At 53.0% G+C, this 12146-nt stretch carries 11 protein-coding genes; all 11 read left to right on the top strand.

What is annotated here, in order from left to right:
- Window positions 1-105: 105 nt before the first annotated feature.
- The gene (gene folP, locus BLP78_RS00795; protein WP_090455601.1) at window positions 106-882 is read left to right on the top strand and encodes a dihydropteroate synthase; all 777 of its coding nucleotides are present in this window, start codon (window positions 106-108) and stop codon (window positions 880-882) included.
- 54 nt (window positions 883-936) lie between these two features.
- Entirely contained in the window at window positions 937-2298 is a 1362-nt protein-coding gene (gene glmM, locus BLP78_RS00790) for a phosphoglucosamine mutase (RefSeq protein ID WP_090455385.1), read from the top strand.
- Window positions 2299-2458: 160 nt separating this feature from the next.
- Entirely contained in the window at window positions 2459-3463 is a 1005-nt protein-coding gene (locus tag BLP78_RS00785; protein WP_090455383.1) for a PstS family phosphate ABC transporter substrate-binding protein, read from the top strand.
- A gap of 559 nt (window positions 3464-4022) precedes the next feature.
- Window positions 4023-5939: a threonine--tRNA ligase gene (thrS, locus tag BLP78_RS00780; RefSeq protein ID WP_090455381.1), complete on the top strand. Its 1917-nt coding sequence runs from the start codon at window positions 4023-4025 to the stop codon at window positions 5937-5939.
- A 20-nt stretch (window positions 5940-5959) separates the two neighbouring features.
- A complete protein-coding gene (gene infC, locus BLP78_RS00775) occupies window positions 5960-6550 on the top strand; it encodes a translation initiation factor IF-3 (protein ID WP_090455378.1) in 591 nt (196 codons plus the stop codon).
- Window positions 6551-6747: 197 nt separating this feature from the next.
- The gene (rpmI, locus tag BLP78_RS00770) at window positions 6748-6945 is read left to right on the top strand and encodes a 50S ribosomal protein L35 (RefSeq protein WP_025040482.1); all 198 of its coding nucleotides are present in this window, start codon (window positions 6748-6750) and stop codon (window positions 6943-6945) included.
- An 11-nt stretch (window positions 6946-6956) separates the two neighbouring features.
- Entirely contained in the window at window positions 6957-7316 is a 360-nt protein-coding gene (rplT, locus tag BLP78_RS00765) for a 50S ribosomal protein L20 (RefSeq protein WP_025040481.1), read from the top strand.
- A gap of 102 nt (window positions 7317-7418) precedes the next feature.
- Window positions 7419-8444 (top strand): phenylalanine--tRNA ligase subunit alpha, encoded by a 1026-nt coding sequence (gene pheS, locus BLP78_RS00760; protein WP_090455375.1) that lies wholly within the window; start codon window positions 7419-7421, stop codon window positions 8442-8444.
- A 270-nt stretch (window positions 8445-8714) separates the two neighbouring features.
- Window positions 8715-11093, top strand: a complete 2379-nt coding sequence (pheT, locus tag BLP78_RS00755; protein WP_090455373.1) for a phenylalanine--tRNA ligase subunit beta — start codon at window positions 8715-8717, stop codon at window positions 11091-11093.
- Between the two features lie 321 nt (window positions 11094-11414).
- Window positions 11415-11720 carry an integration host factor subunit alpha gene (locus tag BLP78_RS00750; protein ID WP_090455371.1) on the top strand — a complete coding sequence of 102 codons (306 nt, stop codon included), beginning with the start codon at window positions 11415-11417 and terminating at the stop codon, window positions 11718-11720.
- The gene (locus BLP78_RS00745) at window positions 11701-12081 is read left to right on the top strand and encodes a MerR family transcriptional regulator (protein WP_090455369.1); all 381 of its coding nucleotides are present in this window, start codon (window positions 11701-11703) and stop codon (window positions 12079-12081) included. Before BLP78_RS00750 ends, BLP78_RS00745 begins: the two co-directional genes overlap by 20 nt.
- Window positions 12082-12146 lie beyond the last annotated feature (65 nt).

Raw genomic sequence — 12146 nt, 5'->3', positions numbered from 1 at the left:
GGGCTTGTCCCGCCTTTTTTCATTTTCTAATTGACGACTATACCTCGGATTTCCGTGCCGCTATTTCCGCAACTTAACGCGCATCATCCTGGCCGCGCCCTCGTGATGGGGATCGTCAATGTAACGCCAGACTCCTTTTCTGACGGCGGTTTGTGCGGATCGACCGAACGTGCGCTCCACCATGCGGTACGCTTGGTTGAAGAGGGAGCGGACTGGCTGGATGTCGGCGGCGAATCCACCCGTCCCGGCAGCACCTCCATCAGTGTGGAGGAAGAGTTGCGCCGCGTCATCCCGGTAGTGGAAGCTTTGGCTGGCATGAACGTATCTGTTTCGGTCGATACCTCCAAGCCGGAGGTGATGCGTGCGTCGATAACGGCTGGCGCAGCCATGATTAACGATGTCAATGCACTACAGGCAGCGGGTGCGCTAGAGGCGGTTGCGGCCGGCGGCGCGGCAGCATGCCTCATGCACATGCGCGGTGCCCCGCACAGCATGCAAATCGATCCTCGATACGATGATGTGGTGACGGAAGTGAAAACCTTTCTGCAGCAGCGCCTCGATGCGGCGCAAGCCGCAGGTATCTCGCGTGAGCGGTTGGTAATAGATCCCGGTTTTGGCTTTGGTAAAACGCACGACCATAATATCCAGTTGTTGCGCCACCTCGACCGCTTCACCGATCTTGGCGTGCCGGTAATGGTGGGGTTGTCGCGCAAGGCAATGTTGGGGAAAATTACCGGTAACGAAGTAGGCAACCGGGTTCACGCCAGTATTGCCGCCGCTTTGGCGGCAGTGGCGAGGGGTGCGGCAATTGTGCGAGTGCACGATGTAAAAGCAACCAGGGATGCGCTGGCGGTTTATAATATTATTGAGCAACGACAATAAACTGCGGGCGCGCTTACGCCGCCGCTGGGTTGTAACTATCGACGGAGCCTTCAATTGACAAAAAAATATTTTGGAACTGACGGCATTCGCGGGCGTGTAGGAGAGATGCCTATCACGCCTGAATTTGTGATGCATCTTGGTTATTCTGCCGGCCAGGTCCTGGCATCGTCAGAATGGCATCTATCCAAGGGCGAACGTCCGGCGGTACTGATCGGTAAGGACACTCGCATATCAGGGTACATGCTTGAATCAGCGCTACAAGCGGGACTTTCCGCCGCAGGAGTGGATGTGTTGCTTTCGGGGCCTATGCCGACGCCGGCGGTAGCTTACCTCACTCGCGCCCTGCGGCTGCAGGCGGGCATTGTCATTTCCGCTTCACATAACCCGTTCGAAGACAACGGCATCAAGTTTTTTTCCGCGGCGGGCACGAAGTTGCCCGATGTGACCGAGCATGCGATAGAGGCGGGACTGAAGGCGCCCATCAAATCGATGCCGTCAGCGCAGCTCGGTAAAGCGCGCAGGGTCAATGACGCCAGAGGGCGTTACATCGAATTCTGCAAAAGTACCTTTCCGAATCATCTCGATCTGCGCGGTTTGCGGATTGTGGTTGACTGCGCTCATGGTGCGACATATCAAATCGCTGGCCCGGTGCTGCATGAACTGGGTGCGGATGTCGTTGCCATCGGCGTGCAGCCCGACGGCCTCAATATCAATCTCGAATGCGGCGCCACGCATGGTGCCGCCCTGCAGGAAGCGGTCCGGCTGCATCACGCCGATATTGGCATTGCGCTTGATGGTGACGGTGATCGCGTAATCATGGCTGACGAAAACGGCGTGTTTTACGATGGTGATCGGCTGATCTATATTATTGCCAAGCATCGCCAGCAGAAGGGGTTGCTCAAGGGCGGAGTAGCGGGAACATTAATGACTAATCTCGCGGTGGAAAACGGTTTAAGGAAACTGGATATCCCGTTTGCTCGCGCTAACGTCGGCGACCGCTATGTATTGGAGCTATTGCAGAAAGAAGGCTGGCAACTGGGCGGCGAAGGCTCTGGCCATATCCTTTGCATCGATAAACATACCACTGGCGATGGCATTATTTCCGCGCTGCAAGTGTTATATGCCATGAGGGATTCCGCCAAAACGCTGCCGGAGCTTGCACATGGCGTCACGCTATATCCTCAACAGTTGATTAACGTCAAGGTCCCCAAGGGGTTCGATTCGCGTGCCAATGTGGCGATCAAAGCGGCCCAGGCAGAAGCCGAGCGCGATCTTGACGATAGCGGCCGCGTGCTATTGCGCCCATCAGGCACAGAACCTCTGATACGAGTGATGGTCGAGGGTGAATCCAAGCAGAAGGTTAAACATTGGGCGGAAAAGATAGCGGATGTCGTGCGAAATGCTGCAGTGGAATGAAACGTCGATAAAGCAGGCGCCAAGGGTGCGAGGTATCCGGTCGTGCCGCAAGAAGCGGCCGGGTTCACAAGGAATGTCACAAGACCGTAATACTAATGACCTAGCATGACTGATGCTCTAAAAACGCAATATCTGATCATCTGACAAGTAAACGGGGGAAATGTTGAAATTACCGAATAGCAATAAAATGAGAATGTCTGTCGTATTTGCCGGACTGATCAGTATCAACGGCATTGCGGGGGCTGATGCCATTGTGAAAATCGACGGATCCAGCACCGTTTATCCAATTACCGAAGCAGTGGCCGAAGATTTTCAGAAGGACACGAAAGGTGCAGTTAAAGTCACAGTCGGCATTTCAGGGACTGGCGGGGGTTTCAAGAAATTCTGTCGTGGTGAGACAGATATCGTCAACGCTTCGCGCCCTATTCTTAAAAAGGAAATGGACGATTGCAAAAAAATCGGCATTCAATATGTCGAAATGCCGATCGCATTTGATGCGCTGACCGTGGTAGTGAATCCCAGGAACAACTGGAGCAACACGATTACCGTCGCGGAGTTGAAGAAGATATGGGAGCCTGCGGCGCAGGGTAAAATCACCAAATGGAGTCAGGTGAACCCGGCATGGCCCGATGAAACGATCAAGCTCTACGGCGCGGGTGCGGATTCGGGTACTTTCGATTACTTTACGGAAGCCATCGTCGGTAAGGCCAAATCGAGCCGTGGGGATTTTACCGCGTCCGAGGATGACAACGTATTAGTGCAGGGCGTGGCCAGCGACAAGAACGGCCTCGGTTTTTTTGGTTTTGCCTACTATGCCGAAAATAAGAAAAAACTGAAGGCTGTTGCCATCGATGCGGGTAAGGGAGCTATCATTCCCTCCGCCAAAACTGTGGAGGAAGGGAGCTACCAGCCTTTGTCCCGCCCTATTTTCATTTACGTAAACATCAAGTCGGCAGAGCGACCCGAAGTCAGGCAGCTTATCGAGTTCTACATGAAAAATGCGTCTGCGCTGGTGCAAGAAGTTAAATTCTTCCCATTACCGGCTCAGGCCTATGCCTCCAATCTGGAGCACCTTGACAAAAAGAAGGTAGGAACCGTTTTTGGCGGCAAGCCGGAAGTGGATCTCAGGATTGAGGAAGTACTCAAGCGCGAGGCCAGCCTGTAATTCCCACCTGCGGTGGCGCATCGGATCGGGGATGGTCGCGCTGAAGGAAGGCGCAGCAGGCCATCCCGGCAGGGCAGCTACACTGCAACGGATCTGCTGAACATCCACGGTTATCCAACGCACACGTCCCTGACAGCCTGTCGGACTTAAAGGAAATCGGCCGCAAAACCGTCTGGCCGGTTCATATTTCGCCGCTTTTTTCGCCAACAGAATAACTATTGGCCTTTAAAATCCACAAAATCTGCCCTCACCCGTCACCTTTTCGCCGCGATTCCCCAAGTTGGACAAGCTGCCAGCGGTTTCTTTTCTTCCTTTTTTCAGTTTTTCCCGGGTTTTCAGGGCCGGAGCAGTTCCCTTCTACGGAAACCGCTCCGCATTCAGGACCAGAGCCGCTTATTCCACTCGTTATGACTCTGTTTTATCGGATGAGGCAGGATTGGGCACAGACGCAAATCTATGGGAAAATAGGCTATTACAGTTGTGAGTAGTGAATGAACCATGATCACTGTAAAATTTCTGTCGTTTCTTTACTTTCATATCTTTAAAAAAGGAATAAGTCGTGACTGTCATTCGTTTACCGGACGGGTCTGAGCGCAGGTATGAACACCCGGTGACGGTAGGCGACGTCGCGGCGTCGATCGGCGCAGGACTGGCTCGAGCCGCACTGGCCGGCAAAGTGAATGGCAAGCTGGTGGATATATCCAGCCCCATCGAAACTGATAGCGACTTGACGATCGTTACTGAAAAGGACGCGGAAGGGCTGGAAATTATCCGTCATTCCAGCGCCCATCTGCTGGCACATGCAGTGAAAGAGCTGTTTCCGGAAGCACAGGTAACCATTGGGCCCGTGATAGAGGATGGCTTTTATTATGATTTTTCCTTTCATCGTCCATTCACACCGGATGATCTGGCCGCAATTGAAAAACGCATGGGTGAGATCAGCGCGCGCAACCTGAAAGTCGAGCGCAAGGTTTGGGAACGTTCCCAGGCAATCAATTTTTTCAAGAACCAGGGCGAGCACTACAAGGCGCAGATCATCGAGAGCATTCCCGGCAATGAGGAAGTTTCGCTCTATTCTCAGGGAAATTTTACCGATTTATGCCGGGGGCCGCATGTGCCTGCCACATCCAGGCTCAAGGTTTTCAAGCTGATGAAGCTTGCGGGAGCATATTGGCGCGGCGACTCGCGCAATGAGATGTTGCAGCGAATTTACGGCACCGCCTGGGCCAAAAAGGAAGATCAGGACACCTATCTGCGCCGCCTTGAGGAAGCGGAAAAGCGTGATCACCGTAAGCTCGGCAAGCAACTGGATTTGTTTCATATTCAGGAAGAAGCACCGGGTATGGTATTCTGGCATCCCAAGGGCTGGATCATATGGCAGGAGATAGAGCAGTACATGCGGGAAATATTCCGCAATAACGGTTATCTCGAAATTCGCACCCCCTCGGTACTGGATAAAGGTCTATGGGAGCGGTCAGGGCACTGGGAAAATTTCCGCGAAAACATGTTTATCACTCAATCGGAAGAGCGTGAATTTTCGGTCAAGCCCATGAACTGTCCTGGTCATGTCCAGGTGTTCAGGCAGGGACTGAAAAGCTATCGGGATTTGCCGTTGCGCTTGGCCGAATTCGGTTCGTGTCATCGTAATGAGCCATCCGGCGCTTTGCATGGCATTATGCGAGTGCGGGCATTTACTCAGGACGATGCGCACATTTTTTGCACCGAGGCCCAGGTACAGGGTGAGGTGATACAATTTATTGACCTGTTGCAGAAGGTTTATACCGATTTCGGCTTTGATGAGATACTGGTGAAGCTTTCGACCCGCCCTCAAAAACGCGTGGGCTCGGAGGCGCAGTGGGATAAGGCAGAAGCCGCATTACAAGCCGCATTGGATCACAAGAAGCTCATATGGGAGCTGCAGCCCGGCGAAGGCGCTTTCTATGGACCAAAAATCGAGTTTTCGCTCAAGGACAGCATTGGCCGTTTGTGGCAGTGTGGTACTCTCCAGCTTGACTTTTCCATGCCGGAGCGATTAGATGCCGAATTTGTGGCCGAGGATAATTCCCGTCGGGTGCCAGTCATGCTGCATCGGGCGATTCTCGGGTCATTGGAGCGCTTCATTGGCATTATCCTGGAAAACTATGCGGGCGCCTTGCCGCTTTGGCTTGCTCCGGACCAGGCGGTAGTATTGAATATTTCTCAGGGACAGGCGGAATACGCCCGGAAAGTAGCCGAAGAGCTCAAGCATAACGGCATACGGGCGTGCGCGGACTTGAGAAATGAGAAAATAACTTATAAAATACGGGAACATAGTTTACAAAAGCTGCCCTACCAGATCATCGTGGGGGAGAAGGAAGTCGCTGCGCAAACGGTTTCAGTACGAACCCGGGTAGGCTCCGATCTCGGTCAGATGTCTTTGCCGATGCTGATAGAACGGCTTAAAGCAGAGATATGCCTGAGAGCGGGCGAGGTTTGATTTATTAACATATTTGGGGAATTACTATAGTCCAAGAAAAAGCAGCCCGTATCAATCAGGAGATTAATGCGCCCGAGGTGCGCTTGATTGGTGTAGATGGAGAGCAAATAGGCATAGTCGCGCTAGCGGCCGCCAACACTTTGGCGGAGGAAGCCGAGGTCGATTTGGTTGAAATCGCACCCACGGCTCGACCCCCCGTGTGCCGGCTGATGGATTATGGCAAGTTTCGTTATCAGGAGAGCAAGAAAAAACACGAAGCCAAGCTCAAGCAGAAGCAGATCCAAATCAAGGAAGTCAAGTTCCGGCCTAATACGGACGATGGCGATTACAACATCAAGCTGCGTAACCTGATCAGTTTTCTTGAAGAAGGTGATAAAGCCAAGATCACGTTGCGGTTTCGCGGACGTGAAATGGCACATCAGGAATTTGGTGTGCGTCTGCTTGAACGCGTCAGAGATGATCTGGAGCCGCATGCGGTGGTTGAGCAGTTTCCCCGGATGGAAGGACGGCAAATGGTGATGGTGCTATCTCCGCGAAAGAAAGAAGTAGCAGTCAAACCAAAGGAAGCGAAGTCGAAGGGGGTTACGGAAACTGATGTAGCCCGTGATTAAGGACGTAAACTCACCTGACCATCGCGCAGAAACTGGAAGTTGGAAAGGGGGTAGCGGGACCGCTTATTCAAGCGTGAATCGGATAACGCGAAAGCGGGCACCGGTGTGATATTGCGATTCAAAAAACAAGTGATCTCCGGGTTTAAAGTGTTCCGGTCAGGAAACACCCGGCGTCATGTTAAAGCAGGAGTAATACAATGCCAAAGATGAAAACAAAGAGTGGAGCTGCAAAGCGCTTCACGGTGCGGGCAGGCGGCAGCGTCAAGCGCGCACAGGCGTTCAAACGCCATATTCTTACCAAGAAAAGCACGAAAAACAAGCGTCAGTTACGGGGAACCGTGGGCATTCATTGCAGTGATGTGCCGTCTGTGCGCGCCATGCTGCCTTACGCCTAGGAGAGACCGAGATGCCAAGAGTAAAACGTGGTGTAACGGCTCACGCCCGTCACAAAAAAGTACTGGATCTGGCGAAAGGCTATCGCGGCCGCCGCAAGAACGTTTATCGTATTGCCAAGGAAGCGGTGATGAAAGCGGGGCAATATGCATACCGCGACCGCCGTCAGAAGAAACGTCAGTTTCGGGCTTTGTGGATTGCTCGTATCAACGCTGCTGCGCGGGAATGCGGGTTGCCCTACAGCGTTTTCATGAACGGTTTGAGGAAAGCGGCGATCGAGGTGGACCGCAAGGTTCTGGCTGATATTGCTGTATTTGATAAGCCGGCTTTTGCGAAAATAGTCGAGCAGGCCAAAGCCAGCTTGGCTGTATAGCAGTAGTAGCAAAAAAAACGCTGCGAGGAGGCTAAAGGCAGAGACGCCTTGCCTCCTTTTTTCTTGTAGAGATCCGGTAATCCATCCTATTTTCGTTTGCGTATGACTAATCTGGATCACCTTATCAGTGAGGCCATTGACCTGTTCAATGGTACGGATGAAATTGCCGAGCTGGAGCAAGTCAAGGCGCGCTATTTAGGCCGGCACGGCCGCCTGACGGAGTTACTGAAGGGATTGGGCAAGCTCCCGCCGGAAGAGCGCCCCGCCGTCGGACATCGCATAAACCAGGCGAAGGAAACCTTGGAAGCGGCGCTTGATTTCCGCAGGGATGCGATCCAGGAAAAAAAACTGGAGGCGCAGTTACTGGAAGAGGCGCTGGATGTGACGCTGCCGGGACGCGGTTTGGGAATGGGGGGACTGCATCCAATAACGCGGACCCTGGAACGCATCCAGTCACTATTTCATTCAATCGGGTTTACTGTAGCCACCGGTCCCGAGATCGAAACCGATTTCTACAATTTCACCGCGCTCAATATTCCGGAGAATCATCCGGCACGTGCCATGCACGATACCTTTTACGTCGATGATGAGGCCGGCAGGCATCTGCTGCGTACACATACTTCGCCGGTTCAAATCCGCTATATGGAGAAAAACCAGCCGCCCCTGAAAGTGATCGCGCCAGGAAGAGTGTACCGTTGCGACTCTGATTTAACCCATACACCCATGTTTCATCAGGTAGAAGGTCTTTGGGTGGATGAAAATGCCAATTTTTCGGCGTTAAAAGGCGTCCTGGCCGATTTCATGCAACAATTTTTCGAGCGGGACGATTTGCCGGTGCGCTTCCGTACTTCTTTTTTTCCGTTTACCGAGCCTTCCGCTGAGATGGATATCCGTTGCGTGAAGTGCGAAAACGGTTGCCGCATATGCAGTTATACCGGATGGCTGGAAGTGCTGGGGTGCGGAATGGTGCATCCTAACGTTCTCAAGCATGTTGGCATAGACAGCGAAAAATATATTGGTTTTGCGTTTGGGCTGGGGGTCGAGCGGTTGGCGATGCTGCGGTATGGCGTAAGCGATTTGCGGTTGTTTTTTGAAAATGATTTACGATTTCTGAAACCGTTCAATTAAAAGACTAACGGGATTGCCGGAAACAGCATGTTGCATTCGCCACTCAATTGGTAAATCCAAAAATATCTGGAGAGGCAAGGACGCAGGCATGCCTGGGTAGCGCGGATACTCCTTGCGAATATACTGAAGAGCGGCAAGGTTACGCGAACCCTGGGGCGCAGGTGTGACTCGGCGAGCAGTGGCGGTAATCGCCAAACACATCTCGTGATCCTTTAAAGGCCCCCTCAAGTACACTCGGTCCGTCTCTCCTGCAAAGAGAAATAAATTCAAATGAAATTTTCAGAAAATTGGCTGCGCACTCTTGTTGATCCGCCGTTATCGACGGGCAACCTTGCTCAGGCGCTAACCATGGCCGGCCTGGAAGTCGAGGCCATCGAGCCGGTCGCGCCAGCCTTCAGCAAGGTAGTGGTGGCCGAAGTACTGTCCGTGCACAAGCATCCGGACGCGGACCACCTTTATGTTTGCAAGGTCGATGCGGGTATGGGGGAGGCTGGTGAGCCGCTCCAGATTGTCTGTGGTGCGGCAAATGTTCGTGCCGGAGTGAAGGTGCCATGTGCACTGGAAGGAGCGGAACTGCCGGGTTTCACCATTAAACGGACGAGGATACGTGGAATCGAATCCGCCGGGATGTTATGTTCAGCCAGGGAACTGGGTTTGGAAGAAGCCGCGGCCGGTTTATTGCTGCTTCCGGAGAGTGCGCCAACCGGTGGGGATTTTCGACATTATTATGAACTTGAGGATAACCTCCTTACGCTCAAGCTGACGCCAAATCGCGGGGATTGTCTTGGGTTGTTCGGCATAGCGCGGGAGGTGGCCGCGATTACATTCGAAGATCTCAAGCCGTTAACGATCAAGCCGATTGGAAGCCAGTTGGATGACACCCTGGCGATACAAGTCGATGCGCCGGACGCTTGCCCGCTTTACTGTGGCAGGGTGTTACGTGGCGTTTCCCTCGATGTTACCACCCCTCAGTGGATAATCCGTCGCCTGGAACGTAGCGGTTTGCGTTCGATCAACGCTGTGGTTGACATAACGAATTACGTAATGCTGGAGACCGGTCAACCCCTCCATGCTTTCGATCTCGCAAAGATTGCAGGTGCCCTCAGGGGTTCCATTCATGTGCGTTATGCCAAGCCCGGCGAAAGGCTCCAATTATTGAACGGCGAAGACCTTATGCTGCAATCCGGCATGCTGGTCATAGCGGATGAGGTCAAGCCGTTGGCGCTCGCCGGTATCATGGGTGGGAATGAGAGTGGGGTGGTTCAAGGGGCAACCGATATATTTCTGGAAAGCGCTTTTTTCAGTCCTGAGGTGATCTCCGGCAAATCATTTTCACTCGGGTTTAGTTCGGATTCAGCGTATCGCTTTGAGCGGGGTGTGGATTTTGGCGCGACACGTGACGCGATGGAGCGCGCAACGGGTTTGATCCTGGATATTTGTGGCGGTGGGACCGGGCCGATTACCGAGATCAAAGGCAAGTTGCCGCAACGCGATCCCATCCGCCTTCGCGTGGAACGGACCCGGAGGGTTCTGGGCATCGATCTTGGCGAAGCCAGGATTGCCGAATTATTCCGCCGCCTGCAATTCGGCTTTTCCGTGGTGGGGGATGTCTTCCTGGTTACGCCGCCGACATACCGCTTCGATCTTGCCATCGAGGAAGACCTGATCGAGGAACTGGCGCGCATACACGGTTACAATCATATACCCGCTACCTTGCCCCAGATGAAACTGGGCATGCTGCCTGCGCCTGAAACATTAAAGCCCCTCGCACAGTTGAGGGAAATAATGACAGGACGGGATTACCAGGAAGTCATCAACTATGCTTTCGTGGATGCCTCCTGGGAATTGGAGCTGGCGGGCAACAACGCACCGGTAGCACTGAAAAATCCCCTGTCCAATCAGTTGGCCGTAATGCGCAGCAGCCTGATCGGCGGCCTGGTATCGAACCTGCAATTCAACCTCAACCGTAAGCAGCCCAGAGTACGTCTGTTTGAAATTGGAGGTTGTTTCGAAAAAAGTGGGGACACCTACGCGCAACATGAAAAATTAGCCGGCCTTTGCTACGGGGATGCAATGGCCGAGCAGTGGGGCGAGCGGGCGCGCACGGTGGATTTTTATGATGTGAAAGCAGATATCGAAGCGCTGTTTTGTCCAGCAGCAGTTGAAGTCGAAGCGGCGCCTCACCCGGCGTTGCATCCCGGGAAATCGGCTCTGATCCGCCTGGATGGCAAAATCGCCGGCTATCTGGGAGAGCTTCACCCCCGCTGGCAACAAAAGTTCGGCTTGCCCAAACCGGTTGTGCTGTTCGAACTGGAGGTGGCAAGCGTCATGGCACGAGCCCTGCCGAAAGCGGCGGAGATTTCAAAATATCCACCCATACGGCGGGATATCGCCGTGGTGGTGCCGGAAGATGTTCATGTTCAGGCAATGCTGGACTGCATGCACGCCGAGAAACTGCCCGTTATTTCGGAAATTTCCCTGTTTGATGTGTATCATGGCAAAGGTATGGAAAACGGCAAAAAAAGTCTTGCATTCCGTATGTTATTACAAGATACTCAAAAAACGTTAACCGACGCGGAAGCAGATCGGGTTGTCGCACAGTTGATAAATGTTTTGCAGAATCAGTTCAGGGCAAAACTCCGCAGCTGATCAAAGTAGAGTAATGACCAGGGCTACTGTGCGAACCGATAGTGATTCGCAGTGGCACCGGATTCGTAGAGATCCCAAGATGGAGAGACGATGGCCGGAGGCGGAGCGCGAATGATTCGGCTTCGCCACCCCATAGGGTGCCGAACCGTCCTGCCTGCGTCAGTGAATCGAATACTCGATATTATGCTTGCAGGCCATTGACCCAGGTAACCACGGCGTCTTGTGATATTCCGTTTTGTCAACTCAGCGGCCACTGAATGCTCCCCGGAAATTATTCAGAGGCTACCAGGTTTGAAAGTAACTAAACAGGTGAGGGAGACTATGACCTTAACAAAGGCCGAGCTGGCGGATTTGCTTTTTGAAAAAGTCGGGCTCAACAAGCGCGAAGCCAAAGACATGGTGGAATCCTTTTACGAGGAGGTTCGCGTCGCCCTGCAAAATGGCGATGGCGTCAAGCTTTCCGGCTTCGGCAATTTCCAGTTGCGCGACAAGCCGCAACGTCCTGGCCGCAACCCCAAGACAGGAGAAGAGATTCCCATTACTGCCAGAAGAGTGGTCACTTTTCACGCCAGTCAGAAATTGAAGGCAATGGTGGAAGAAAATCACGATGGAAAACGTAACGCCTAGCAACGCTTTGCCGCTCATTCCGGCGAAGCGTTACTTCACCATCGGCGAAGTTAGCGAGTTATGTGGCGTTAAGCCACATGTGTTGCGGTATTGGGAACAGGAATTCACACAGTTGAAGCCCGTCAAGCGGCGCGGCAACCGCCGCTATTATCAGCGTCATGAAGTACTGCTGATTCGTCGCATCCGGGAGTTGCTCTACGAACACGGTTTCACCATTCATGGCGCTCGCAGCCGTTTGGGGCAGGGTATGGTCGAGGCGATTCTTCCTGTTTCCGGTTCGATTGCGCCACATCCCTCATCAGTCGATCTGGCGCTATTGAGAGATGAAATCAAAAGTGTCGTGTCATTACTTCAATCTTGATCCATTTTCTGTAGTCCCGCTCTCGCTCTACGGGTCATAAAGCAGTAATAGCAATTTCTAAGGTT

Source organism: Nitrosospira sp. Nsp1 (assembly GCF_900100985.1).
Classification (GTDB): domain Bacteria; phylum Pseudomonadota; class Gammaproteobacteria; order Burkholderiales; family Nitrosomonadaceae; genus Nitrosospira.
Note: the sequence above shows the minus strand (reverse complement) of the source record. Positions and strands in the feature narration are given on the sequence as shown.

Bases quoted from the DNA above. Each gene is read 5' to 3' on its own strand.
- folP (WP_090455601.1), top strand. From the start codon at position 106: ATGGGGATCGTCAATGTAACGCCAGACTCCTTTTCTGACGGCGGTTTG.
- BLP78_RS00785 (WP_090455383.1), top strand. From the start codon at position 2,459: ATGTTGAAATTACCGAATAGCAATAAAATGAGAATGTCTGTCGTATTT.
- rpmI (WP_025040482.1), top strand. From the start codon at position 6,748: ATGCCAAAGATGAAAACAAAGAGTGGAGCTGCAAAGCGCTTCACGGTG.
- rplT (WP_025040481.1), top strand. From the start codon at position 6,957: ATGCCAAGAGTAAAACGTGGTGTAACGGCTCACGCCCGTCACAAAAAA.
- pheS (WP_090455375.1), top strand. From the start codon at position 7,419: ATGACTAATCTGGATCACCTTATCAGTGAGGCCATTGACCTGTTCAAT.
- pheT (WP_090455373.1), top strand. From the start codon at position 8,715: ATGAAATTTTCAGAAAATTGGCTGCGCACTCTTGTTGATCCGCCGTTA.
- BLP78_RS00750 (WP_090455371.1), top strand. From the start codon at position 11,415: ATGACCTTAACAAAGGCCGAGCTGGCGGATTTGCTTTTTGAAAAAGTC.
- BLP78_RS00745 (WP_090455369.1), top strand. From the start codon at position 11,701: ATGGAAAACGTAACGCCTAGCAACGCTTTGCCGCTCATTCCGGCGAAG.